Source organism: Pseudomonas sp. S3E12 (assembly GCF_001702295.1).
GTDB lineage: Bacteria > Pseudomonadota > Gammaproteobacteria > Pseudomonadales > Pseudomonadaceae > Aquipseudomonas > Aquipseudomonas marginalis.
Window position 1 is genome coordinate 1 of record NZ_MBDT01000008.1, and the last position, 24,627, is coordinate 24,627.

The window sequence follows — 24,627 nt, forward strand, 5'->3', positions numbered from 1 at the left end:
GACGAAAAGCGCATGATCAACTGCCGCGCCGACCTCAACCAACTCGTGCCCTTCAAGTACGACTGGGCCTGGCAGAAATACCTCGACGGCTGCGCCAACCACTGGATGCCGCAAGAGGTCAACATGACCGCCGACATCGCCCTGTGGAAAAACCCCGAAGGCCTGACCGACGACGAACGCCGCATCGTCATGCGCAACCTCGGCTTCTTCTCCACCGCCGACTCCCTGGTCGCCAACAACCTGGTGCTGGCCGTGTACCGCCTGATCACCAACCCGGAGTGCCGCCAGTACATCCTGCGCCAGGCTTTCGAAGAAGCGATCCACACCCACGCCTACCAGTACTGCATCGAATCGTTGGCCATGGACGAAGGCGAGATCTTCAACATGTACCACGAGATCCCATCGGTCGCCAAAAAGGCAGCGTGGGGCCTGAAATACACCCGCTCGATCTCCGATCCGAAGTTCGAAACCGGCACCGTCGACACCGACAAGGAACTGCTGCGCAACCTGGTCGCCTACTACTGCGTGCTGGAAGGCATCTTCTTCTACTGCGGCTTCACCCAGATCCTGTCCATGGGCCGCCGCAACAAAATGACCGGCGTGGCCGAGCAGTTCCAGTACATCCTGCGCGATGAGTCGATGCACTTGAACTTCGGTATAGATGTGATCAACCAGATCAAGATCGAAAACCCGCATTTGTGGGATGCCGAGATGAAGGAAGAAGCGACCCAGATGATTTTGCAGGGGACGCAGCTGGAGATCGAATACGCGCGGGATACCATGCCGCGTGGGGTGCTCGGTATGAACGCTGCGATGATGGAAGACTATTTGAAGTTCATCGCTAACCGTCGCCTGTCGCAGATTGGTTTGAAGGAAGAGTATCCGGGGACGACTAACCCGTTCCCGTGGATGAGCGAGATTATGGACTTGAAGAAAGAGAAGAATTTCTTTGAGACTCGGGTTATTGAGTATCAGACGGGTGGGGCGTTGAGCTGGGATTAATTCTTAGCACAGCTAAACCGAGAAGCCCTGACTTGTTCAGGGCTTTTTTATGCAAGCTCGCTTGAAACCTTCAAGACAAAGCAGCCAATTCAGTTACCAATGGCGTTGTCCGCTCATTCCTGTCAGAACGTAGGAAATTTCGTAGACGCAATAATGGCTACTCAGTATCGTCCGAGGGTTTTCTACCCTCGGCGGCTGTATGGACATTACGAAAGACAAAACGGACTGGAGCGACGCGGAGCTGGCAGCTGCGGTCGAGGCGTATTTGAAGATGCTGACCTGGGAAAAGAGCGGCCAACCTTTTAACAAAGCCCTCGAAAACCGCCTTCTACGCGAAGGCCCGGTGGCAGGCCGTGCAAAGGGCTCTATCGAGTTCCGTATGCAAAATATCTCCACCGTGCTTGTGCGTATGGGCTGGGACCGTATCGAAGGCTATAAGCCTGCGAAGAACGTAGGCACAGGCGTCGAACAACGTATCCGCCAAGCGCTGGCCGCACAGGGTGTATTCGAATCCGAAGACGCCGCCCAAACAGCAGACGAGCAAACGCTTATCCGCCGCGCGTCCAAACTGCAGCAGCAACCGTTCACTCAGCTACCGGACGGCATTGCCCAGCCGCAGAAGGTCTCGACCGTCAGCACCGCTTTTGTTCGCGACCCAAAGGTACGCGCCTGGGTACTGAAAGAGGCCGAGGGCATCTGCGAAGGCTGCGGCGCTAACGCGCCGTTTGAGGTCGACGGTTTGCCATTTCTTGAAGTACATCACGTCAAGCACCTGGCCCAGAAGGGTTCGGATCGCATCACCAATGCTGTAGCCTTGTGCCCCAATTGCCATCAGCGTTGTCACCGGTCGAGTGACCGGGAGGCTTTCACCGAAGGGCTTTACGCCAAGGTCGGAAGATTGGCACGGGAGTAGACTCCTGCTGTCACACCTGATGCACGCTCAAAAAAATACTAGATAGGACCGAGGCCAACCCGTGAACCCAGACATGCTCGAAGCCGGCCCTGTGGATGCCAAAGTACTCTCCGTCTTTGACTTCGACGGCACCCTGACCCACCACGACAGTTTCGTGCCCTTCCTCAAGTTTGCCTTTGGCACCGGCGAGTTTTATGGCCGAATGGTCAAGCTGGCCGTGCCCGGGCTGCGCTTTTTGGTGCGGCAGATCAGCCGGGATGAGTTGAAGGCGCAGTTGATCCGCACCTTTATGACCGGGGTGGAGAAGACGTGGGTGCAGCAGAAGGCCGAGGAGTATTGCCAGCGCAATTGGGCACGGTTGATGCGCCCGGCGGGGGTGTTGTCGGTGGAGCAGGAGTTGGGCTCGGGGGCGGTGGTGACGCTGTGTTCGGCGTCGCCGGCGTTGGTGCTGCAGCCGTTTGCCGATCGGCTTGGGATCAAGTTGATTGGCACTGAGCTTGAGGTGGTCGACGGGGTGTTGACCGGCAAGCTCACCGGGAATAACTGCCGGTGTGAGAATAAAGTGCTGCGGCTGGAAGCGGTGTATGGCGATTTGGGCGAGTATCGGCTGCGGGCCTGGGGCGATACGCGTGGGGATCGGGAGTTGTTGGCGGCCGCGCAGGATGCGCATTTTCGGCATTTTCATGCGAAGAAGAAAAAGCGGGCTCGGTTGCAGCGGTGATTCGGGGGGCGCAGAACCTGGCGGCGTTCGGTGAGGCGATGAGCCCGGTGATATGCGGGTATCTGCTGATCAACGCGGCGCCGGCCAGCATGTTCTATGCCTTGGGTACACTCACAGCGATAGGCGGGACCTTGTGCTTCCTCAGCGGACGACGGGTTGCAGGTTCTTGCTGATATTTACGCGGGTTCCCGCTATTAATAGCGAAACCTCTCACGGACCCGAGCCCCATGAAATTCGACACGGCCTACAGCCTGAGTCTCGATGACAAGCTGTCGATCTACGACGTACGAGACCTGAATTTCGACGAAACCGCCACCTACGATTCCGACCAGGACAGTTTCCTGTGCCCCAACGATGCCTGTCGTGCCGCCTTCGAAGCAGGCAATGTGCTGAGCACGTTCAACGCCAAGAACGTCAACTACCAACGCACCCCGCACTTCAAAAACACGCCGAGCACCCGGCATATCGACGGCTGCCGCTATGCCAGTCTCCACAAGAGCGCAGAGGGCGAAAACGGCGATGAGCGTGAGGATAATTTCCCATCGGAGTTTGTGCTGACACGTCGTACGTACGAGCGTAAAACCGCGGAGGTCGGCACCGAGGGGCTGGTCCCACAAGATTCAGCGAAAACACCTTCACCCCGCAGCGGCGAATCTGTCAGTTCCAACGACACCACCCCGGACAAAACCAGCGTGTTTGCCCACCCCGTGGAATGTTATGTGTCGAACATCGACGACAAGGAAAAGCTGAAAAACATGCCGCTGAAAATCGGCGAGCACTCCGCGACTTACGCGGCGTTTTTCAAGAAGATCGAATACCTGCAAGACAACAAGGGCCTGATCTACTGGGGCAAGGTCAAAGCGATCAAGGACTACACCAGCAGCTTTCGCATCGACTTTGAAAAGAAGGTGTGGCTCGACAAAAAGCCCTACTCGGTCAACGTCTACCTGAGCAAAAAGCTCATCGAGAACTACCGCAAGCGCAAGGCGTTCCTGGAGCAGATCAGGGCGGCGGCGGACAGTGAGCGGGCGTTGTATTGTTTCTTCTACGGGGTCACACCGGAGCTGAAACAGGTGCCCAGCAAGAAAAACCCCGAGCAGACGTTCGGGGTGTTCAGCGCGAATATCGAGAACCTCGATCACCTGATCATTCGTGAGGCGCCGGGGTTGGAATAGTGGGTCGATAAACATCCAGTTGATGAGCGGTCAAAACAACTGTACAAAAACACAGTATAGTTTGCCTTCCCCCGTCGAACCCTGGAGAAACCCCATGTCCTCCCTGGCAATGAGCTCTTTCGTAGAACAGCAGATCGTCCTGCATCAATTCACCGCCAAACACAGCGTACAGGCCCGCGCGATGCTGGGCTGGAGCCGCGAGGAGCTGGCCCGCCAGGCGGGTGTAACGGTGGATGCCATCCAACAGTTCGAAAGCCAGGGCGACGTGGCTGATGAAGCCCGCCTGGCATTGGCTTTTCGGTTTGAGGCGCAGGGGCTGGTGTTTTTCCCGGGGTTTGCGCCGGGGTGGGGCATGAGTGTACGGCGGTTTGACACCGCCCCTGCCGAACCCGCAGCACAAAACATTATGTCGCGGTTGATGGGCTCAACAGCGGCATCAATTGATTCACCAGCGCCCCAACCACATGGTGCGTAGAGTCCAAGCGGATCACCGGACAGGTCAGTGCCGCCAACCAGGTTTCATGCCGACGCAGGCTGCGTAGGCTGTGGTTGCCGTTGTCGTAACGAGCGGCCCAGGCCAGGAAGGCGACGCTGTTCTCGTGGCGACTGCCACCTTCCAGGATTTCATCACCGTAGCGTTGCACTTCCCTCAGGCGCAGGCGGTGCAGGCGCACGTGCGGGTCGAGGCGCAGGAACACCACGTGGGTGAACTGCGCGATCATCGCGTCGCCCCAGCCGCACAGTGAACCGGACAGCACCCAGCCTTCCAGGCCGGCAGTCTGCTCCTGCAGCAGGCGGATGCGTTCATCCTTGGGCCGGGCAACGGTGAAGGGGGCGTCGGTTTGCTGCCAGTAGTAGTCGTCAGTGTCGAAGTAAGCGACGTCCAGACTCTCTGCCAAGGCCCTGCCCAGGGTGGTAGTGCCCGCCCCCGCAGCACCGAGGATATGAATTCGATAGGCCATGGCGTCCCTCCATCGCATTGAGTGTGTCTTTTGAAGGCGTCAGCCCTTGAGTTTACAAACGCCAACAACCGCCTGTTGTTCAACGCCCGGTCCTGGAACCTGCCTTCGCGGCTTGCTCGTAGCCATGGGCTACGGCAAGCAGTGTGGGTTCGGTCCAGCGGGCACCAAAGAAGTATGCACTGGCCGGCATGCCGTGCTCGTCTTTGCCGGAAGGTACCGAGATCCCTGGATAACCGGCCACTGCGACTGCAAAATAGCTGTTCGTTTCAAAGTCCGACACCACGGCATCGAGCTTTTCCCCGTCAATCAGCTCATCCACTGTGCTGCGAAAATCCTGGATAAGTGCATCCCATAGCGGCTTGCGCTCCTCGGATGTCAGGGTGGATGCGTCGATTTCCTTGAGCAGCGGCTGGTGGTCGATGTCGTTGCCATCGCGTTTTTCATTGAACGCGATCAACTCGGAAACTGACTTGACCGGCAGCCCACCGCGCTTGTCCAAGTAATCATTCAACTCACTCTTCACATCAGCAAACAATAGTTCGCCATAGCGTGATGCATCCGCCAGCCGCATGTTTACCGGTACGAGTACTGCACCTTGTGCGCGAAGCACATCAAGGGTTTTTTGAAACTGAGGGCTATTGTCCACCGGCAGGTTTTCACCATTCACGGAAAAGGTTGCGGGATAACCAATACGTTTATCCTTCAAGGCGCCAGGCTTGAGCAACGCGGTGTAGTCAATGCCTTGGGGGGCATCCACATTGGCTGAATCCTGAGGGTCGCTGCCCGACATGGCGTTGAGCAACAACGCGGCATCAAACACCGAACGCGTCATGGGCCCCGGCGTGTCCTGTCGATGGCTGGCAGGAATGATGCCGCTGCGGCTCAGCACCCCCACGCTCGGCTTGAAACCGACCACCCCGTTAAACGCCGCCGGGACTACGATCGAACCATTGGTTTCGGTGCCGACGGCCAAGGGCGCCAAACCAGCCGCGACCGCTACAGCCGAGCCCGAGCTTGACCCACCCACCTCTGCGTCCGCTTGATGTGGATTGAGCGTTTGCCCGCCCCGCTGGCTGAAACCGTCGGGGCTGCCGCGAAAGCCGGCCAGTTCGGTCAGGTTGGTTTTACCCAGGATCACTGCGCCTTGCTGGCGCAGGCGTTCGACGATAAACGCGTCCTTGATCGCCGCAGCCCCCACCAATCCGAAGGCGCCTGCGCTGGTTTGCTGGGTGTCGCCCGTCTCGATATTGTCCTTGATGAGCACGGGAATGCCATGCAGCGGTCCTCGGACCTTGCCGCTGGCGCGCTCGCGATCCAGCTCGCGAGCAATCTCCAGCACCTGCGGGTTGAGCTCGATGATGGCGTTTAATCCAGGGTCGCGTTTGCGAATGCGCTCCTGCAGGAAGGTGACCAGATCTTCCGATGTGAGCCCGCCTGGCCTGGCCATTTGTTCACTGAGCGCGCGAACACTGGCCCATTCCGTTCCCGGCGGTACCGGTTTGGAGGTATCGGCTGTCAACGGCAACCCCATCCAAGACGCCGCATGGCTGACAAACGCATTCACACCATATCCAATTCCAAACATGAACCACCTCGGGAGAAGAGTAAGAAATGACGAAGGACCATCATTGAGCCGTGCGCCAGTCTAAAAACTTCCCTCTCCCCATCCTGCCTGATGCAGGCAGTTCAACCCGTGGGATTGTTCAACACACCCGGTAGCCCATGCTGTGCATTTTCCAGGCAACAAGCATTGCGATAACCCTGCGCCAGCGCCGCCAACGATTCCTTCGACCATCGTGCACCGTAGAGCCACAACGTCCCGCCGCCATCGAGAGCCTCGCCAAACCTCGGGTAACCACTCCAGCACGCACCATGGAATGCAGCACTTTGGCTGTCCGACACGAGAGCATCCAGCCGGTACTCATTTACAAGTTCATCGATTTCATTATGCGTGTGCAGGTTGAACGTGAGGGTGCCGTCGACCCGTTGCGCCGGCACCGGTATCAGTTGCGCCCCGGCCCGGCGCAAAACGTTCAGCGCCCGTATGAAGGGCGCACGGTGTTGAATCGGTTCGTGACCATCGCCACGTCCATATCGGTCGGCATACCCCACGCGCCTGCCGGCCAACACTTGCATGGCGGTAAAGGGACTGTTGTTCTGCACCAGCGGAACCTCCACCATCACCTGGCCCTCTGGTTCGATACCGCTTAAGGCAATCAGCATCAACGAGGGATCACGCATGGGTCTGATGGGAAGTGCCGGTACGTTATACCCGGGGATCAGGCCCCCACCATTGGGGTGGGTTTGAGGGTGGGGATCGACATCAAACGCGATACTGCGGGGGGGCGCTTGATCGGTGGAAGGGCGCAGGCATGAAGGCGCCGAATTGGTCATATCCAAGAGCGCAGGCAACGGCTGGCCCACCTGGCAAACCGCATCCGCTCGAGAAAACTTTCTGCATTTGCTGTCCATCGGAACGTCTCCCCTGAAATCATTTTCCGGGGATCATCGCATCCTCGTCGGAGCCTGTCGCAGACCCGAAACAACTTGAAAACTCCTTTTCCATTACCTCTGCGCCCTCAGCCCACAAGGTGCTCTTGTGCACCTTGGGTTTCCACTTCCAGCCACCATGCATATCCACGCTCCGGCTGGTTCAAGCTGAACGCCTGGCCCATCGGCGGTGTGGTAATCGACACATTGCGCTCCCACGCCAGCGCCATGATGCGGTCGAAAGGTTCGTGCCAGGCATGGAACGCCAGGTCGAAAGTGCCGTTGTGGATCGGCAGCAGCCAACGGCCCCTGAGGTCGATATGCGCTTGCAGGGTTTGCTCCGGCTGCATGTGCACATGGGGCCAGTCGACGTTGTAAGCACCGGTTTCCATCAACGTCAGATCGAACGGGCCGTACTGTTCGCCGATGCGTTTAAAGCCGTCGAAGTAGCCGGTGTCGCCGCTGAAAAAGATGCGGCGCGTGCCGTCAATCATCACCCAGGAACACCAGAGGGTCTGGTTGGCATCAAACAGGCCGCGCCCGGAAAAGTGCTGCGCCGGCGTGGCGACAAAGCGAATGCCATCCACCTCGGTGCCTTGCCACCAATCCAGCTGCCGCACTTTGCTGGCGTCGACACCCCACTTGACCAGGATGTCGCCCACGCCCAGCGGCGCGATAAAGTAACGGGTCTTGCCGGCCAGTTGGACCACAGCCTTATGGTCAAGATGGTCGTAGTGGTTGTGGGAAAGAATCACCGCCTCCAGGGGCGGCAGCTCTTCAAGACGGATAGGCGGCTGGTGGAAACGCTTGGGGCCAGCCCAACTGAATGGCGAAGCACGCTCGGCGAACACCGGGTCGGTCAGCCAGAACTTGCCGCGCATTTTCAGCAATACGGTGGAATGCCCCAGGCGGAACACGCTGTGATCAGGCGCCGCCAACAATTGCTCGCGGGTCAGCGGTTGCACCGGGATCTGCCCCACCGGGCGCGTGCTGCGTGGTTTGTTAAACAGCATGTTCCAGAAGATACGCAAGGTCTTGCCAAAGCCACCGTGCTGCACGGGGGCCTCGTTGCTGAAACGCCCCAGGTCCTGCTCGGCAGGCTTGGGCGCCGCAGGTGAAGACTTGAGGCGGGTTGAGATGGTGGCCATTACAGAGTGACTCCTACGGTCCGCTCATAAGTTACACTGCACAGTGTAGTTTCAAGATTGCAACAAAATCCGCAGCAAGTAAACTACCCAGTGTAATTTACCCTCAAGAGCCGAACGCCACCCATGACTGCCCCTCAACGCCTCACCGACCGCAAACGCCAAGCCATCGTGGCAGCGGCCATCGCTGAGTTTCGCGATAACGGCTTCGAGGTCACCAGCATGGACAAGGTCGCCGCCACCGCTGGGGTGTCCAAGCGCACGGTGTATAACCATTTCGCCAGCAAGGAAGAGCTGTTCGCCGAAATCCTTCACCAGCTCTGGGCCAGCAGCGTCGCCCAACTCGATGTCAGCTACACCAGCGAGCGCCCGCTGCGCGAACAATTGCGCGGGTTGCTGGACGCCAAGATGAAGATGATGTCGGACACCAATTTCCTCGATCTGGCCCGGGTAGCCATCGCCGCCACCATCCACTCGCCGGAACGTGCGCAAGACATGGTCACCCGCCTGAGCCAGCGCGAAGAAGGCTTTACCCAGTGGGTACGCGCCGCCCAGGAAGACGGCCGCCTCTCCTGCACCGACCCGGCGTTTGCCGCCCACCAGATTCAAAGCCTGCTCAAGGCTTTCGCGTTCTGGCCGCAGATCACGTTGGGCCAGCCGACCCTGGATGCCGCTCACCAGGCGCGCGTCATTGAGTCGGCCATCGACCTGTTCCTGGCCGGCTATGAAGTCAGCGCCCCCCGCCCCGAGTAAAAACCATTGCAGGAGCGACATTCCTGGTCGCTTTTGACGCATTCGCCCTCTGTTTTGCGCAAATGGCCTGGAAGGCCACTGATTATTCCTATGGGAATAACTGACAATATTCACAGGCCTTATGCGATCAACGGTCGATCCGGTGACCGCGCGCCGCGGTAAATGTGGAAAACAGCTGAACCAGGAATTTATGGAAAACAGACGAGGCAAAGGGCTCTCATTTGCCCGGCGTATCTACCAGCCAAGGATCATCGGCCTGGGTGTCGGCAGCATCAGCGTCACCGGCGCCCTGTACCCGCTCGCCATGCCGGGCTGGGTCTGGGCATTACTGCTGTTCAATGGGTTTGCCTGGGCGCACCTGGCGTACCAGCTGTCCACCCGCTCGCCATTCCCTTACCAGGCTGAACAGCGCAACTTTCTGTATGACTCGGTACTCGGCGGGTTCTGGGCGGCGGCCACGCAGTTCACGCCGCTGACAGCCGTGACCATCCTGTCGATGATGACCATGAACAACGTCGCCGCCGGCGGCCGGCGCCTGTTCCTGCGTGGCCTGCTCGCCCAGGGGCTGGGGATCGGCGTGGCGTGGGCGCTGTTCGGCATCCAGTTCAACCCCGACGTCAGCCTGCTGCAGGTCTACTCCTGCCTGCCGATGCTGACCCTCTACCCCATGGCCATCGGCATGGTCTGTTATCAACTGGCGATCAAGCTCTCGGAACATAAACGCGCCCTCAGTGCCCTGAGCCGCACCGACAGCCTCACCGGCCTGCTCAACCACGGCTCGTGGAAAGATCTGCTGCACCTCAAGTTCCACAAGTGCCAGCAGCAGCAAAGCCACGCCACCATCGCATTGATCGATATTGACCACTTCAAGCAGATCAACGATACCCACGGTCATATCGTCGGCGACACGGTGCTGCGGCAACTGAGCCTGGAACTGCGGCGCAACCTGCGGGAAAACGACCTGGCCGGACGTTACGGTGGCGATGAGTTCTGTGTGATTCTTCCGCAAATGCCTCTGGAGCAAGCGGCGCAGATCATGGAGCAGATGCGCGAAACATTCGGCAACTACCGCACCCCGCACATACCGGAATTGCGCGTCAGCCTGAGCATCGGCCTGGCGGACTTCCAGCCGCGCTTCACCGACGCAGCCATGTGGCTGAACGCGGCGGACCGGGCACTTTATGCCGCCAAGGACACCGGGCGTAATCGAGTCAGTGTCAACGACGATCGGATAGCCTGTTCCGCCTGACGTTGTCCTGCGACACCGGTCTGAATCCTCCCTGCAGCCCCGCACGAGATAGCACAATGCCTCCACTGGTCGCCTACCCAAAAATGGTCCTGCCCATGGGGCGAACTTCTTGTCAGGCTGATGACTCTTAACCCGTTGTTCCACCCCCCGCTGTCAGCACAAGGAAGCTGACAATGAGCAGGTCAACCGTAGGGCAAATGCCTTACGGAGGCAGGCGCCTATACATGGATCCTCCCAGACGCGTGCTTGCCCGAGCCCCCGAACATGCTATTCAACGCCCATAAGAAAACCATCGATACCCTGCAACACACCGTGGCTCACCAGGCCAGCCTGCTGGACGCCATCGAACGCTCCATGGCGGTGATCGAATTTGATCCGCAAGGCCTCGTGCTGCGGGCCAATGACAACTTCCTCAATACCCTGGGCTACCGCGCCGAGCAGATCGAAGGCCAATCCCACCGGATGTTCTGCACGCCCGCCTTCGCCCGCAGCGCCGAGTACCAGCAACTCTGGGCCAACCTGCAAAAGGGTCAGTTCCAATCAGGTACCTTTGAACGGGTGGGCGGCAATGGTCAGTCGGTGTGGCTGGAAGCCAGCTACACCCCGGTACGTGATAACGCGGGCCGTGTGATCAAAGTGGTGAAGTACGCCCTGGACGTTACCCCGCGCCTGCAGGCCGAAAGCGAGGCCAACGCCAAGTTGGAAGCCATCGGCCGGGCCATGGCCGTCATCGAGTTCAACCTCGACGGCACGATCATCACCGCCAACGCCAACTTTCTGCAGCGCATGGGCTATAGCCTGGCGCAGATCCAGGGCCAGCATCATCGTCTGTTCTGCACCCCGGAGACCGCCGCGAGCTCAGCCTACAGCGAGTTCTGGCGACGCCTGAACCAGGGTGAATTGTTCAGCGGCCAGTTCGAGCGCGTGGATAAAAACGGCCGGCCTGTTTGGCTCGAAGCCAGCTACAACCCGGTGTACGACGCCAGCGGACGCCTGCGCAAAGTGGTGAAGTTCGCCTCGGACATCACTGCGCGCGTGCAACAACATGCCGCTGACGCGCAGAGCGCCGCCCAGGCTTATCACCTGTCCCTGCACACCCAGGACATGGCGGAAAAAGGCGCCGACGTGATCCAGAAAACAGCCAGCGGCATGCGTGAAATCTCCTCGGACATCGACAACTCCTCGCAACTGATCGCCAAGCTGGGCGAGCGTTCGCAGCAGATCACCACCATCGTCAACACCATTCGCGGCATTGCCGAACAAACCAACCTGTTGGCACTCAATGCCGCTATCGAAGCGGCGCGCGCGGGTGAACAGGGCCGTGGTTTTGCCGTGGTGGCCGATGAAGTGCGGCAGTTGGCGGCGCGCACCAGCGGGTCCACCACGGAGATTTCCAGCATGATCGCGGTGATCCAGGCTGAAACCCGCCAAGCCATCGACAGCATGGACGCGACCCGCGACCGCGCCGCCCAGGGCGTGGAGCTGGCCGACCAGGCCGGTACGGTGATGCTGCAGATTCGCGAAGGCACCAGCGAGGCGGTGCACGCGGTGAGTGCGTTTGCCAATGAGCGGGGTGCCCACTAAGTAGGCCACGGGTTATTCATGTGTAAGACAGGTCGCCAGGACTATAGTGATTCACTGTCTTAACGTTGATGACCCGAGCCGACCATGACCCCCGACAAGCCCGAAACCGCCCCCGTCGATCACCTGCGTTTTCACCGCCGCCACGCCCACCTGGCGCCGACCTTCGGCAACGATACCTTTGCCCTCAAGGCCGAGGCCTTTGCGCGCTTCTTTGGTACACCGACCTTCCTCGGTGCGCAAACCGCGATCGTGATCTTGTGGGTGGTGCTGAACGTAACCGGCATCACCCACTTCGACGTGTACCCGTTCATCCTCCTCAACCTGGCCTTCAGCCTGCAATCCGCCTATGCCGCGCCGCTGATCCTGCTGGCCCAGACGCGCCAGGCGGCACGCGACAAAGCCCAGTCCGACGCCGATGCGCAACACCGTGAAGCCCTGGCCATCGCCAATACCGAACGCCAGGCCCAGGCCGCGCAAACCACCAGACAGCTGCTCGAATTGCTGGAGCAAAACACCCGGCTGACGGAAATGACCAAGCAACTGACCGAACACATCGAAACCCTGACGTGCGAAATGCATGAGCACTACGTGCGAAAACCTCAATAACAACGCGAATGCCATGTGGGAGGGAGGGTGTGTCAGGGTTTCATCTGCACATGCCGGCCCAACTCATCAAACAGCGTCACCACCGAGCGCAACGCGCGGCAATCGGGGCGCGTCAGCAGCCATAACGCGGTGTCGTGCCCGGCCAACGCGGGGCCCAGGGGTTGCAGGCCGTCATCCAGCAGAAAATCAGGCAGCGCCGCCACCCCCAACCCGGCCCGCACCAGTTCGGTCACCGACAACATGCTGTTGCAGCGATAGCTGGGGCGTACACCGGGCAGGTGTTCGCGGCGCCAGGTCACGGTGGGATGGTCGGGCAGGAAGTCGTCCGGCGCGATCCAGGCCAGGTCCGCCAGTGAGCGTGCGGCGTGTTGATGCGCATACGTGAGGCTGGCACATACCTGATACGCCACGGCCCCCAGGCAACGGCCGACCAGATGCGCCGGCGGAGTCCTGGTCAGGCGCAGGGCGATGTCGGCATCGCGGCGGCTGAGGTTGGCGAAATCATTCGACGTGCTCAGCTCCAGGGTCAGCGCCGGGTAGTCAGGCATGAACTGCGCCAGCGCCGGCAGCAGCAGCCCTTGCAGCACCGAGTCGGTACAGGTCAGGCGCACCGTGCCGCTGATCACCTCGCCGCCCTGCTCCACGCCGATGCGCGCCGCCTCCAGCGCTTGTTCGGCACGTTCGGCCTGCTGCGCCAGGTTGCTCGCCAGGTTGGTGGGCAGGTAGCCGGCGCGGCTTTTTTCAAACAGCGTCTGGCCCAATGCGGCCTCCAGCCGTCGCACCGCGCGGAACACCGTGGACACATCCACCCGCAATAACGCCGCCGCCCGCGCCAGGGTGCCGCCACGCACCAGGGCGAGGATCAACGACAGGTCGGGGTAATCGAGTTGATAGTGCGTGGCTGCATTGAGCATGTGGGTAAACGCCAATATTGATTGCGTGCGCGCCAATCTATAGTGCGTATCAGGACACCACAAGCCATGGGACGCACACGATGAAAGCCACCACCCTGCACCTCGCCCTGATCGGCGATTACAACCCCGATGTCATCGCGCACCAGGCCATTCCCGTCGCGCTGCAACGGGCCGCCGAAACCCTCGGTTTGCAGGTTCAAATGCAATGGCTCGACACCGACACCCTCACGCCCACCACAGCATTGCACGGCTTCGACGGTTTCTGGTGCGTGCCCGCCAGCCCCTACCGCGACACCGACGGCGCATTGCGGGCGATCCGTTTTGCCCGCGAACAGCGGCGACCTTTCCTCGGCACTTGCGGTGGTTTTCAACATGCAGTGCTGGAATACGCCCGCAACGTGCTGGGCTGGGCCGATGCCGAACATGGCGAACTGGCGCCGGGCGCTGAGCGCGCAGTGATCACCCCCTTGAGCTGCGCACTGGTTGACGCCACCGACAGCCTGCGCCTGACACCCTACACGCGCATCGCAGAAGCCTATGGCCGTCTTGACATCGAGGAAGGTTACCGCTGCCGCTACGGCATCAACCCCGAATTCGCCGATGCGCTGCTCGAGCGCGAGATGATTCCCAGCGGGCATGATGCAGCCGGCGATCTGCGCGCGGTGGAGTTGCTCGACCATCCATTTTTCGTCGCCACCCTGTTCCAGCCTGAACGCGCCGCCCTCAAGGGCATCACGCCGCCTTTGGCGATTGCCTTGCTCAAGGCCTGCCAGGAGCAATACGCATGATCGCCAAGACCCCCGCCCCGCCCTACTACGCAGTGATTTTCAGCTCATTGCGCACCGACGGCGATCAAGGCTACGGCCAGGCTGCCGCCCGCATGCTGGAGTTGGCTCGCGATCAACCGGGGTTTCTCGGGGTGGAATCGGCGCGGGAGGATGGCCTGGGCATTACCGTGTCCTACTGGAGCAGCGAGGCGGCGATCCTGGCCTGGAAGCAGCAGGCCGAGCACCGGGCGGTGCGCGAACAAGGACGTGCCACCTGGTACTCGGCGTTTCAGACACGGGTGTGCAAGGTGGAGCGGGCCTACACATTCCAAGGCCAGTAACCGTCGTATCGCCTGGCCCTCTGTGGCGAGCAGGCCTGTTGTGGTGAATGGGCCGGTTGTGGTGAGTGGGCCCGTTGTGGTGAGCGGGCTTGCCCCGCGCTGGGCTGCGAAGCAGCCCCAATTCAGTTAACGCGGTTCTCCTGACTAACCGCAGCGTCTGGCTCAGGGGCCGCTTCGCGCCCCAGCGCGGGGCAAGCCCGCTCACCACAACAGGCCAGCTCACCACAACAAACCGGCCTGCCACAGAACGCTCGCTCACCGCCTACGCCGTCTAGCTCACCAGACTGCGCAGCGCACTGATCTGTGGAATCTCCACCCGTTTCATGTACACGCGCAGCGGCTCGCTGATGTTGATGCGGTCGTCGATATTCTGGTCGAGCAGCAACTGGATACGCTCGCGGGACAGGGTCATGGTCTGCTCGGGGGCCGGCAGCCAGACAAATTCAGCGGTGGGGATAATGCCGTCGTCGGCCACGTCCATGCCGAAGGAGTCTTCGCTGAAACGCACGATGTACTGGCCGGTCTTGCGGTTGAGGCCAACAAAACCGTGGAGTTGGTCGGCGGCCTGGCAGATAAGCTCGGAGGTGATGCGCATGGTAAACCTCACTGAAAAGTCCCACAGGGACTGGAAAGATGGTTTACACGCGTGGCAGAAAATACCGTCCTCTGGCGGGGCGGCTGTGAGCAAGAGTACTGCAATGCCGCGCAAAAAAACCGAGAAAATTGGCACGTGCGCACGTTAATGTCGGTTTGGTGATAGCGCCTTTCGCAATCAATTGTTAAAAAGGAGGCCTTCTCAAAGCTACCTCCACGAAAGGACTTCGCATATGCCTGTCACGTTTTCCAAGAGCGCCCTGCTGCTCGCACTGGCGCTTGGCCTCGGCCAGGCACAGGCTGCCGAACCGATCAGCCCGGCTGAACTGGCGACAAACGAAGGCATTCCCTACCCCGCCGTGATCGCTCACCGTGGCGCGTCCTACGACGCGCCGGAATCCACCGCCGCCGCCTACAAAGTCGCGCGCGACCTGGGAGCCGACTACCTGGAACTCGACCTGCAGCGCAGCAAGGACGGCGTGCTGTTCGCCCTGCACGACAACAACCTGCAGCGCACCACCGACGTGACCACCAAGTTCCCTGAGCGCAAGGACGCTCCGGCCAACGAGTTCACCTGGAAAGAACTGCAAACCCTCGACGCCGGCAGCTGGTTCAACGCTGCCTACCCGGACCGTGCGCGTCCAGGTTTCGTTGGCCTGAAGATCCTGAGCCTGGACGACATCATCAAGATCGCCGAAGGCAACCCGCAGCACAAACCCGGCCTGTACATCGAAACCAAGGAGCCCAAGCAATTCCCGGGTATCGAAGCCGACCTGAAAAACAAGCTGCTGGATAAAGGCTGGTTGAGCTCCGCCGGCTCCAAGCTGGGCAAGAGCAACACCGGCGTCGGCCAGGGCAAGGGTCGTGTGGTGCTGCAGACGTTTGAAAAAGACAGCTTGAAAGAGCTGCAGAAAGAGATGCCGAACACCCCGAAAATCCTGCTGTTGTGGGTTGGCCCGGGCAGCATCGAGCCGAAATCCACGCAAACCTTTGCCGAATCCGGCGAACCGACCAAGGCCGCCTATTACGCCAAGCAAGAGCCGAAAGACGCCGCCGAGTTCGAAAAGTGGGTCGACGAAGCCAAGCGCCTCGGCGCCATCGGTACCGGCCCATCGGCTGAGCTGACCGACCACGGCGACCAGAGCTACACCGACCTGGTGAAACCTGAAATGAACAAGCTGACCCACGACAAGGGCCTGCTGGTGCACGTCTACACCGTGGACGAGCCAGTCGACTTCGACAAAGTGATGAAGGCCGGCGTCGACGGCATCTTCACCAACCGCGCCGCCGAGCTGCTGAAGTTCTACAAGCGCTGGCCGTCGTCCAGCGTTCAGGACCTGCTGAACGACTATAAGTACTGAGTAAGCCGGGCATTGGTGTCAGTGCGCCATTAAGGATGAGTTAAGTTGCGCCGGTTAATCTGGCGCCACTTAAACAGCTCACCAGAGAAGGATACACACCATGAAAACCCTGACCGCCCTGTTCGCCGCCACCGCCCTGACCCTGACCGCCGGCCTGGCCCAGGCCGATGTTCGCCCGGACCAGATTGAAGGCCTGCTCAAGTCCGGCGCCGTGATGCCGTTCGAGAAACTCAACGCCGCCGCCGTCGCCACACACGCCGGTAGCAGCATCACCGACACCGAGCTGGACCACAAAAACGGGGTACTGGTCTACGAAGTCGACCTGACCGACACCGCCGGCAAGCGCTTTGAAGTGAAGCTCGACGCCAAGACCGGCGCGGTGCTGGAAAACAAGCAAGACACTTGAGTTGAACCTAGAAAAAACGCGCCACCTCCGGGTGGCGCGTTTTTTTATGCGCACCGTTAAAACGTCATATAACTGTCATACCTCCTTGCAATGATTCGCCCACGCGAACCTGTGAAACGTCCTACAGGCGCTTTCTCTGCGAGTCTCCATGAACCACAGCCTCGACCACAGCCACCAGGACTCCGACCTGTTTGGCTTGCTTTACGGTTTTCGTTTTCGTCCCGGTGAAAAGGGCGAACAGATTGATTCGGCCGCAGCCCTTGCGGCCTTGCAGCAACCCGCAGACCCGGAAGAGTTCCTGTGGCTGCACCTGAACCTGGCCCACGCCGCCTGCGAACGCTGGATGCAGGCCAACCTGGATTTACCCGAAGAATTCTTCGAGGCCCTGCACGAAGGCTCGCGCTCCACTCGCATCGAACACGTCGACTCAGCCTTGCTGGCGGTGGTCAACGACGTGGTGTTCAACTTCAGCAGCATGGTGTCGTCGGATATTTCCACGCTGTGGGTCTGCGCCCGCAGCCGGCTGTTGATCAGCGCACGCCTGCAACCCTTGCACTCGGTGGACAAGTTGCGCTCGTCGGTCAAGGCCGGCGAACGCTTTCGCTCGCCGCTGGAGTTGCTGGTGCACCTGCTGCGCGACCAGGGGGAAGTGCTGACCCAGATCGTGCGCAAGACCAGCATCAGCGTCGACCATATCGAGGACCAGTTGCTGTCCTCGCGCCTGTCCACCAACCGCGCGGAACTGGGGGCGGCGCGCCGGGTGCTGGTGCGCCTGCAACGCCTGCTCGCTTTGGAACCGGGTTCGCTGCTGCGCCTGCTCAACCGCCCGCCGCAATGGCTGCAAAAGGAAGACGTGAAGGAACTGCGCAAATCCACCGAGGAGTTTGCGCTGATCATCAACGACCTGACGGCGCTGGGCGAACGGATCAAGCTGCTGCAGGAAGAGATCGCCGCCAACCTCAACGAGCAAAGCAGCCGCACGCTGTTCACCCTTACCGTGGTGACGGTGCTGGCGTTGCCGATCAACATCATCGCCGGCTTTTTCGGCATGAACGTGGGCGGTGTGCCGCTCTCACAGGACCCGGAGGGGTTCTGGATCCTGGTGGCGTTGGTCGCGACCTTCACGCTGATCGCCGGGCGCTGGGCGTTTCGCAAGTTTTCAAATTGAAATGAAACCAACGGTCGAATCGTCGCACCGCCCCTCCCCCATGAGGACTACGGTGTTTTGTAGACCAGTGGCAGATCCAATTACCTAAACAATGACCTGCGGCAGCATCGCTGTAACATTCTGCAATGAATATGAACGGCATCCTCCCCACACGGATGCCCGGCATGGCCACCCCTTCCCTGACTGCCTCCACGCACTCATCCTCCGTCGATTCAAAACCGCGCCTGGACAAGAAACCCGGCCTGGTGACGGTGATCGTTTTCTTCGCCGTGCTTGCCATGGGCCTGTTGTTTACCGCCTACAGCCTCATGCACGACATGCACGAAATGGGCGCCCAGCTCACCACGTGGACGCCGTTCCTGCTGCTGGGTGTGGCGCTGTTGATTGCCCTGGGTTTCGAGTTCGTCAACGGTTTCCACGATACAGCCAACGCGGTGGCGACGGTGATCTACACCAACTCGCTGCCGCCGCAGTTTGCGGTGGTGTGGTCGGGCTTCTTCAATTTCCTCGGTGTGCTGCTGTCCAGCGGCGCGGTGGCGTTCGGCATCATTGCCTTGCTGCCGGTGGAGCTGATTCTGCAGGTGGGTTCATCGGCCGGCTTCGCGATGATCTTCGCGTTGCTGATCGCCGCGATCCTGTGGAACCTCGGCACCTGGTGGCTGGGTTTGCCGGCCTCGTCGTCCCACACCCTGATCGGTTCGATCATCGGCGTCGGCGTGGCCAATGCCTTGATGCACGGGCGTGACGGCACCAGCGGTGTGGATTGGAGCCAGGCGATCAAGATCGGTTATGCGCTGCTGCTCTCGCCGCTGATCGGCTTCGCCTTTGCCGCCTTGCTGTTGCTGGCCCTGCGCGCCTTTGTGAAAAACCGTGCGTTGTACAAGGCCCCCAAGGGCGACACTCCGCCGCCCTGGTGGATTCGCGGCATGCTGATCGCCACCTGCACCGGCGTGTCCTTTGCCCACGGTTCCAACGATGGGCAAAAAGGCATGGGCCTGATCATGCTGATCCTGGTGGGTACCCTGCCGATGGCCTATGCGCTGAACCGCGCCATGCCGGCCGAACAGTCGTTGCAGTTCGCCGCAGTCGCCGAAGTGACCCAGGTGGCGCTGATGAAAACAGCGCCGCTGGCGTTGGCGGGTGACCCGCGGCCGGTGCTTTCGACCTACATGCGCACCAAGGAAGCCACGCCCGAGTTGATTCCCGCCCTCGCCGCCCTCGCCGGCCAGATCGGTGACCAGGTCAAAGGCTACGGTTCCCTGGCCAAAGTCCCCGCCGAAGCCGTGGGCAACGTGCGTAACGATATGTACCTGAGCAGCGAAACCATTCGCCTGATGGACAAAGGCAAGGTCGGCAATTTCGACGCCGACACCCAAGGCAAGCTGCAACTGTTCAAGCAACAGATCGACGATGCCACGCGCTTTATTCCGCTGTGGGTGAAGATTGTCGTGGCCATCGCCCTGGGGCTGGGCACCATGGTTGGTTGGAAGCGCATCGTGGTCACCGTGGGCGAGAAGATCGGCAAGACCCACCTGACTTACGCCCAGGGCGCCTCGGCCGAGACCGTGGCGATGCTGACCATTGGTGCAGCGGATATGTTCGGGCTGCCGGTATCGACCACCCATGTGTTGTCGTCGGGTGTGGCGGGGACCATGGTGGCCAATGGGGGTGGGTTGCAGATGCGGACCATCCGCAATTTGCTGATGGCGTGGGTGCTCACCTTGCCGGCGGCGATTCTGCTGTCCGGCAGCCTCTACTGGCTGTTCACCAAACTCTTCTGACCAACCTCAGATTGAAAATGTGGGAGGGAGCAAGCCCCTCCCACATTTGGATGTCAGTTGTTGAAGAGTCCCGCCATGGCCTTGAGCCGTTTTTTGTACACCCGCCGCGCCTCCAGTGCCTGCTCCAACGTCACCGCCACAAACCCCGCCCGCTGGTTCGGCTGCATCTGCCCGATCAAGTCCAGGTCGGCACTGATCACCGTGCCAATCATCGCGTAGCCGCCGCCCGATACCGCATCGCGGTGCAGCACAATCGGCTCCAGCCCCGCAGGTACCTGGATCGAACCGATGGGGTAGCAACTGTCGACAATATTCGACGGATCAGACCCCGCGCCGAACGGCTGCTCACGCGGTTCAAAGCTCAGCGCACTGCCGCCCTTGAAGCGGTAACCGATGCGATCCGCCTCGGAGCCGACCGTCCACGGTTCGGCAAAAAAACTGCGCTTGGCACCCGCGGTCAAGCGCTCGTAATACAGCCCCGGCACCACGCGCAACGTGACATCGCCGCCCACCGAGCGGCGCAATGCCATCGGCAAACTGTTGCCTGCCCGCCCGAGACCGCTGGCTTCACCGATGGGCAGCTCATCGCCTGCCTGCAAGCGTCGCCCGTGGAAACCACCAAGGGCGCCGAGGGTGTAGGTGGAACGGCTGCCAAGCACCAACGGCACGTCAATGCCACCGGCGACGGCGAGGTAAGTGCGGGCACCGGCCTTGGGAAATTCGAAACGCAGCACCTGCCCGGCACGTACCTGGAACGCGGTGTCCTGATGCACCACTTCACCGTCCAGGCGCGGCGACATCAACGCACCGCTGAGCGCGACCAGGGTATCGCGTTGAAACGCCAGTTCCGGCCCGATCAAGGTGCATTCCAGGCCGGCAGCACCCACCGGGTTACCCACCAGATGGTTGGCCGCACTCAGGGCGTATTGGTCCAAAGCACCCGATGGCGGAATGCCCAGGTGGTAATAACCTTCACGGCCCAGGTCCTGCACAGAGGTGGCGAGGCCGGGTTTGAGGACCTTGATCATGCCAGCGCCTCCTGCAGGGTTTTCGGATAGCCGATGGGGTCGGCGAGAAACGCATCGAGGGAAAATTCCACCGGGCGAATGCGCAGGTCGAAACGTCCTGCCTCCACCTCGGCAACCGCCAGGTCGTAGGCGTCCCGGTCGATGGGTTTGAATTGCACGATGTCACCCGGCCGGAAGAACACCATATGCGCCTTGAGGTAGGCCAACTGCTGCGCGGGGTCGTAGATCGGCGCCGGGGTCACACCAAACATCTGGTAGCCGCCGGCGCCGCGCACCGAGTAGATGCAGCCGAAGCAACCGCCATGGCCGAGGGTCAGCTTCGGCGTGTCGGTGCGCGGGCGCAGGTACTTGGGCACCTGCAACTGCCGCTCGCGCTCGACCATCTGGAACATGAACGGCAAGCCCGCGACAAAACCCACCATCGAGACAAACCACGGCGCACCACTGTGGGCGGCGATAAACGCCTCGACATCGGCCAGGCCATTGATGCGCGCGGCATATTCCAGGTCGGTGCCGCCGGGGTCTTGATGGCGGTCGCGAAACCGCATCAGGGTTTCATGGGTCCAGGGGTCGTTATAGAGCACCGGGATTTCGATGATGCGCGTGTGCAGGGTGCGTTCGGCCACGGCCTGGGCTTCGGCGCTCTGCACGGCGTCGAGCAGCACATGGGGGGCGATGCGGTCGGGATCGAAGCGAATCTGGAACGAGGCATTGGCCAGGCACACATCCAGCACGCCCTCCAGCGCCAGGCGCTCCACGGCACGGGTCACGGCCATGCCCTTGAAAAAAGCCTCAAGGGACATGCTCTCGCTGACTTCGGCGAACAGGTGTTCATCACCGCCGAAGCTGTAGCGGATGGGGGACGTTTCAGCCATGTCTGTTCCTCTTGGAATCGTTATAGAAAGGCAGGCAAAAAAGTAAATGTGCGATCTTATTAGGGTGTTTTGACTGTGATACCGGCCTGGTCCAACGCTTCACGGGTGGCCTCCACCAACTCCAGCGCGCCGGGGGTGTCGCTGTGCAGGCAGATGGAGTCGAATTCAATAAACAGGTCTTCGCCTTCTACGGTACGCACCAGCCCCGTCTGACATGCGCGCAGGACGCGGGCCGCGACAGTGGCCGGGTCCAACGCACGTACGTTGCGGGTAAACACAATGGAGCCGGTGAGATCGTACTCACGGTCGGCATAGAATTCGCGCACCACCGGCTGCCCGAGTTCCTTGGCCACGCGCCAGATCACCGAGTTGGGCATGCAGTACAGCAACAGCGTCGGCTCGATGATTTGCAGGTTCTGTACCAGCAGGCGCGCGGCTTCTTCGTCGCGGGCCAGGTGCATGTAGAGCGCGCCGTGAGGCTTGATGTGTTGCAGGGCCATGCCCTGGGCGCGGGCGATTTCGCGCAGGGCGCCCAGTTGGTAGAGCATGTCGTCCACCAGTTCCTGGGCCGGCGCATTGATATGCCTACGACCGAAGCCCACCAGGTCGCGAAAGCCCGGATGCGCACCGATGGCCACCCCCAATTGCTTGGCACGCGCGACGGTGCGGCGCATGGTGCCGGGGTCGCCGGCATGGAAGCCGGTGGCGATATTGGCGGAGCTGATATAGGCCATCAGCTCCGCGTCGACGCCGTCGCCGATGGTCCAGGAACCGAAGCCTTCGCCCATGTCTGAATTGAAATCCACTGCCTGCATCGGGGACGCTCCGCCAAAAGGTGATGCTCGAAAGTAGGCTGCGGCTTGACCCCTTGGGAAGATCTATTATCAGATGACCTATCTTCTGAAAATCAGATAAAGCCATGTCCCTGACCTTGCGCCAAATCCGCTACTTCGTGGCCACCGCCGAAATCGGCCAGATTTCCCAGGCGGCGATTCACCTGAACATCTCCCAGTCTGCCGTGACCACGGCGATCAAGGAGCTGGAAGCGCTGCTCGGCGTGCAGCTGTTTGTGCGCTCGGCCCAGGGCATGAACCTGACCGATGCCGGGCGGCACTTTCTCAACCGCGCCTACGTGATTGTGCGCAGTGTCGACGATGCGCTGAACAGCCCGTTGCCCGACTACCGCGCCAGCGGCGTGCTGCGGCTGGCGGCCAGCTACACGGTGCTGGGTTACTTCCTGCCGCACCACCTGCAGCGCATGGAACACTGGCACCCGGATGTGACTCTGGAGGTGTTCGAGCAGGAGCGCCAGGCCATCGAACAGGGCCTGCTCGACGGCCAGTTCGACATGGCCGTGGTCCTCACCGCGAACCTCACTCACCCGGCGATCGTCTCGGAAATCCTGTTCAACTCGGAACGTCGTTTATGGCTGCCCAGCCATCACCCATTATGCGAACGCGGTGCGGTGAGCCTGGCGGATGTGGCGCAGGAGCCGTACATCCTGCTCACCGTCGATGAGGCCGAACACAGCGCCATGCGGTACTGGGAACAGGCCGGGCAAACGCCCAAGGTGCGGCTGCGCACCAGTTCGGTGGAGGCGGTGCGCAGCATGGTCGCCAATGGCAGCGGCGTGGCGATCCTGTCGGACCTGGTGCACCGGCCCTGGTCGCTGGAAGGCAAGCGCATCGAAACCCTGACCGTCACCGACCCCGTCACGCCCATGAGCGTCGGCCTGGCCTGGCACCGCGAACGCGCCTTTACCCCGGCAATGCAGGCGTTTCGCGATTACTTCCACGACGCCTTCCTGGCGCCGCAACAGCTGTCGGCGCGGCGTTAAAGCTGCGAATGCAGAATGGTCGCCAGCCAGTCCATGAACACCCGCACCCGCAGAGGTAAATGTCGCTGCCCGGCATACAGCAGAGACACATCCAGCGGCGGGGCCGGATAGTCCGGCAATACCGCCACCAACTCCCCGCTGGCCAATTCGTCACCCATGCCCAGGGCCGGCACCTGAATAATCCCGAAACCGCCCAGGCAGGCAGACTTGTAGCCATCGGTGCTGTTGACCGTGACCCGACCGGCCATGGGGACGCGCAGCACCTTGTTGCCCTGCACGTACTCAAACCCCGCCGAACGTGAACCCAACGGCCGCACGTAATGCACCAGGTGATGGTCGGCCAGGTCGGCCAGTGTCCGGGGCACGCCGTAGCGTTGCAGGTAGGTGGCGCTGGCGCAGTTGATCATCGGCATGCTGCACAGCAGCCGCGCCACCACGCTCTGGTCCGGCTGGGCGCCCACGCGCAGCACGCAATCGAAGCCTTCGGCGAGCAGGTCGACCTGGCGGTCGGTGGTGCTGATCTCCAGTTCGATCAGCGGGTGCGCGTCCATGAATTGCGGCAGACGCGGCAGGATCAGGTCCCGCGCCATCATGTTGGGCATGTCCACCCGAATCCGCCCGGCCAGTTGCGCTTCGTCCTGGCGAAACAGCCCCTCCAATTCCTCCATGTGTGCGAGCAAATCCTTGCTGCGCTCATACAGCACGCGGCCATCCTGGGTGGCCTGCACCTTGCGCGTGGTGCGCTGCAACAGGCGGGCGCCGAGCAGCTCTTCCAGCGCCTGCACATGTTCCGACACGGTGGAGCGCGGCAGGCCCAGGCTCTCGCCGGCGCCGGTGAAACTCGACAGTTCGGTGACGCGCACGAAGGTGCGCAACAGCTCCAGTTTATTCATGGGGATTGTTCGCCTTATTCGGCCAGTGATTCCGGTATAGCGCTGTTTATCACGTTACGACC

Annotated in this window: 25 protein-coding genes and 3 pseudogenes; 18 read left to right on the forward strand and 10 right to left on the reverse strand. The window is 61.0% G+C overall.

Annotation, left to right across the window (positions count from 1 at the left end):
• The 6 genes and pseudogenes from BB029_RS10135 to BB029_RS10155 all read left to right on the forward strand — a co-directional run.
• Nucleotides 1-1,002: ribonucleotide-diphosphate reductase subunit beta (locus BB029_RS10135; RefSeq protein ID WP_065939102.1), on the forward strand; the 1,002-nt coding region annotated here is incomplete at its 5' end.
• Nucleotides 1,003-1,201: 199 nt separating this feature from the next.
• Nucleotides 1,202-1,915, forward strand: a complete 714-nt coding sequence (locus BB029_RS10140) for an HNH endonuclease signature motif containing protein (RefSeq protein ID WP_065939103.1) — start codon at nucleotides 1,202-1,204, stop codon at nucleotides 1,913-1,915.
• A 73-nt stretch (nucleotides 1,916-1,988) separates the two neighbouring features.
• Complete coding sequence (locus BB029_RS10145) at nucleotides 1,989-2,636, forward strand: HAD-IB family hydrolase (RefSeq protein ID WP_043293519.1); 648 nt, start codon at nucleotides 1,989-1,991, stop codon at nucleotides 2,634-2,636.
• Between the two features lie 5 nt (nucleotides 2,637-2,641).
• Nucleotides 2,642-2,809: pseudogene (locus BB029_RS33680) on the forward strand (MFS transporter); the annotation flags it as partial.
• Between the two features lie 54 nt (nucleotides 2,810-2,863).
• On the forward strand, nucleotides 2,864-3,811 hold the full coding sequence (locus BB029_RS10150; protein WP_065939104.1) for a hypothetical protein: 948 nt from the start codon (nucleotides 2,864-2,866) through the stop codon (nucleotides 3,809-3,811).
• Between the two features lie 94 nt (nucleotides 3,812-3,905).
• Nucleotides 3,906-4,286: a helix-turn-helix transcriptional regulator gene (locus BB029_RS10155; RefSeq protein ID WP_065939105.1), complete on the forward strand. Its 381-nt coding sequence runs from the start codon at nucleotides 3,906-3,908 to the stop codon at nucleotides 4,284-4,286.
• On the opposite strand, the gene BB029_RS10160 is transcribed toward BB029_RS10155, so the two are convergent.
• The 4 genes from BB029_RS10160 to BB029_RS10175 form a co-directional block, all read right to left on the reverse strand.
• Nucleotides 4,216-4,773 carry an AAA family ATPase gene (locus BB029_RS10160; RefSeq protein ID WP_065939106.1) on the reverse strand — a complete coding sequence of 186 codons (558 nt, stop codon included), beginning with the start codon at nucleotides 4,771-4,773 and terminating at the stop codon, nucleotides 4,216-4,218. The two genes, BB029_RS10155 and BB029_RS10160, sit on opposite strands and share 71 nt — an antisense overlap.
• Nucleotides 4,774-4,852: 79 nt before the next feature.
• Nucleotides 4,853-6,358, reverse strand: a complete 1,506-nt coding sequence (locus BB029_RS10165) for an amidase family protein (protein WP_065939107.1) — start codon at nucleotides 6,356-6,358, stop codon at nucleotides 4,853-4,855.
• 101 nt (nucleotides 6,359-6,459) lie between these two features.
• On the reverse strand, nucleotides 6,460-7,245 hold the full coding sequence (locus tag BB029_RS10170) for a hypothetical protein (protein WP_256558187.1): 786 nt from the start codon (nucleotides 7,243-7,245) through the stop codon (nucleotides 6,460-6,462).
• A gap of 107 nt (nucleotides 7,246-7,352) precedes the next feature.
• Nucleotides 7,353-8,411, reverse strand: a complete 1,059-nt coding sequence (locus BB029_RS10175) for an MBL fold metallo-hydrolase (RefSeq protein ID WP_065939109.1) — start codon at nucleotides 8,409-8,411, stop codon at nucleotides 7,353-7,355.
• 123 nt (nucleotides 8,412-8,534) lie between these two features.
• On the opposite strand from BB029_RS10175, the gene BB029_RS10180 reads away from it, so the two are divergent.
• From BB029_RS10180 to BB029_RS10195, 5 genes and pseudogenes are all read left to right on the forward strand, one after another.
• The gene (locus BB029_RS10180) at nucleotides 8,535-9,161 is read left to right on the forward strand and encodes a TetR/AcrR family transcriptional regulator (RefSeq protein ID WP_065939110.1); all 627 of its coding nucleotides are present in this window, start codon (nucleotides 8,535-8,537) and stop codon (nucleotides 9,159-9,161) included.
• A gap of 190 nt (nucleotides 9,162-9,351) precedes the next feature.
• Nucleotides 9,352-10,410: a diguanylate cyclase gene (locus BB029_RS10185; RefSeq protein WP_065939111.1), complete on the forward strand. Its 1,059-nt coding sequence runs from the start codon at nucleotides 9,352-9,354 to the stop codon at nucleotides 10,408-10,410.
• A 264-nt stretch (nucleotides 10,411-10,674) separates the two neighbouring features.
• Nucleotides 10,675-11,445 (forward strand): annotated as a pseudogene (locus BB029_RS34140) (PAS domain-containing protein); the annotation flags it as partial.
• A gap of 111 nt (nucleotides 11,446-11,556) precedes the next feature.
• Nucleotides 11,557-11,994, forward strand: a pseudogene (locus tag BB029_RS34145) (methyl-accepting chemotaxis protein); the annotation flags it as partial.
• A gap of 84 nt (nucleotides 11,995-12,078) precedes the next feature.
• Nucleotides 12,079-12,600, forward strand: a complete 522-nt coding sequence (locus BB029_RS10195; RefSeq protein WP_065925253.1) for a DUF1003 domain-containing protein — start codon at nucleotides 12,079-12,081, stop codon at nucleotides 12,598-12,600.
• Nucleotides 12,601-12,632: 32 nt separating this feature from the next.
• Here the strand turns inward: BB029_RS10195 and BB029_RS10200 are convergent, their stop codons facing one another.
• The gene (locus tag BB029_RS10200) at nucleotides 12,633-13,514 is read right to left on the reverse strand and encodes a LysR family transcriptional regulator (protein WP_065939112.1); all 882 of its coding nucleotides are present in this window, start codon (nucleotides 13,512-13,514) and stop codon (nucleotides 12,633-12,635) included.
• 80 nt (nucleotides 13,515-13,594) lie between these two features.
• Here BB029_RS10200 and BB029_RS10205 point away from each other — a divergent pair, with 80 nt between their 5' ends.
• Both BB029_RS10205 and BB029_RS10210 read left to right on the forward strand, forming a co-directional pair.
• Nucleotides 13,595-14,302 (forward strand): CTP synthase, encoded by a 708-nt coding sequence (locus tag BB029_RS10205; RefSeq protein WP_065939113.1) that lies wholly within the window; start codon nucleotides 13,595-13,597, stop codon nucleotides 14,300-14,302.
• Entirely contained in the window at nucleotides 14,299-14,622 is a 324-nt protein-coding gene (locus tag BB029_RS10210) for an antibiotic biosynthesis monooxygenase (RefSeq protein ID WP_027605635.1), read from the forward strand. The genes BB029_RS10205 and BB029_RS10210 overlap by 4 nt, the downstream gene beginning before the upstream one ends.
• Before the next feature lie 271 nt (nucleotides 14,623-14,893).
• Here the strand turns inward: BB029_RS10210 and BB029_RS10215 are convergent, their stop codons facing one another.
• Nucleotides 14,894-15,217, reverse strand: coding sequence for a DUF2025 family protein (locus tag BB029_RS10215; RefSeq protein ID WP_027605634.1), 324 nt, complete (start codon nucleotides 15,215-15,217; stop codon nucleotides 14,894-14,896).
• Between the two features lie 232 nt (nucleotides 15,218-15,449).
• On the opposite strand from BB029_RS10215, the gene BB029_RS10220 reads away from it, so the two are divergent.
• From BB029_RS10220 to BB029_RS10235, 4 genes are all read left to right on the forward strand, one after another.
• The gene (locus BB029_RS10220) at nucleotides 15,450-16,577 is read left to right on the forward strand and encodes a glycerophosphodiester phosphodiesterase family protein (RefSeq protein WP_065939114.1); all 1,128 of its coding nucleotides are present in this window, start codon (nucleotides 15,450-15,452) and stop codon (nucleotides 16,575-16,577) included.
• A 100-nt stretch (nucleotides 16,578-16,677) separates the two neighbouring features.
• Entirely contained in the window at nucleotides 16,678-16,983 is a 306-nt protein-coding gene (locus BB029_RS10225; protein ID WP_027605632.1) for a PepSY domain-containing protein, read from the forward strand.
• A 148-nt stretch (nucleotides 16,984-17,131) separates the two neighbouring features.
• A complete protein-coding gene (locus tag BB029_RS10230) occupies nucleotides 17,132-18,151 on the forward strand; it encodes a transporter (RefSeq protein WP_027605631.1) in 1,020 nt (339 codons plus the stop codon).
• A 164-nt stretch (nucleotides 18,152-18,315) separates the two neighbouring features.
• Nucleotides 18,316-19,932: an inorganic phosphate transporter gene (locus BB029_RS10235; protein WP_065925286.1), complete on the forward strand. Its 1,617-nt coding sequence runs from the start codon at nucleotides 18,316-18,318 to the stop codon at nucleotides 19,930-19,932.
• A gap of 53 nt (nucleotides 19,933-19,985) precedes the next feature.
• Here the strand turns inward: BB029_RS10235 and BB029_RS10240 are convergent, their stop codons facing one another.
• Genes BB029_RS10240 through BB029_RS10250 form a run of 3 tightly spaced genes read right to left on the reverse strand, consistent with a single transcriptional unit; the run spans nucleotide 19,986 to nucleotide 22,650 of the window.
• On the reverse strand, nucleotides 19,986-20,960 hold the full coding sequence (locus tag BB029_RS10240; protein ID WP_065939115.1) for a biotin-dependent carboxyltransferase family protein: 975 nt from the start codon (nucleotides 20,958-20,960) through the stop codon (nucleotides 19,986-19,988).
• Nucleotides 20,957-21,835, reverse strand: a complete 879-nt coding sequence (locus BB029_RS10245; protein ID WP_065939116.1) for an allophanate hydrolase subunit 1 — start codon at nucleotides 21,833-21,835, stop codon at nucleotides 20,957-20,959. Before BB029_RS10245 ends, BB029_RS10240 begins: the two co-directional genes overlap by 4 nt.
• 59 nt (nucleotides 21,836-21,894) lie before the next feature.
• Nucleotides 21,895-22,650 carry a 5-oxoprolinase subunit PxpA gene (locus BB029_RS10250; RefSeq protein ID WP_065939117.1) on the reverse strand — a complete coding sequence of 252 codons (756 nt, stop codon included), beginning with the start codon at nucleotides 22,648-22,650 and terminating at the stop codon, nucleotides 21,895-21,897.
• A gap of 104 nt (nucleotides 22,651-22,754) precedes the next feature.
• On the opposite strand from BB029_RS10250, the gene BB029_RS10255 reads away from it, so the two are divergent.
• On the forward strand, nucleotides 22,755-23,672 hold the full coding sequence (locus tag BB029_RS10255) for a LysR family transcriptional regulator (protein ID WP_027605626.1): 918 nt from the start codon (nucleotides 22,755-22,757) through the stop codon (nucleotides 23,670-23,672).
• Here the strand turns inward: BB029_RS10255 and BB029_RS10260 are convergent.
• On the reverse strand, nucleotides 23,669-24,565 hold the full coding sequence (locus BB029_RS10260) for a LysR family transcriptional regulator (protein ID WP_065939118.1): 897 nt from the start codon (nucleotides 24,563-24,565) through the stop codon (nucleotides 23,669-23,671). The genes BB029_RS10255 and BB029_RS10260 overlap by 4 nt on opposite strands.
• Nucleotides 24,566-24,627 lie beyond the last annotated feature (62 nt).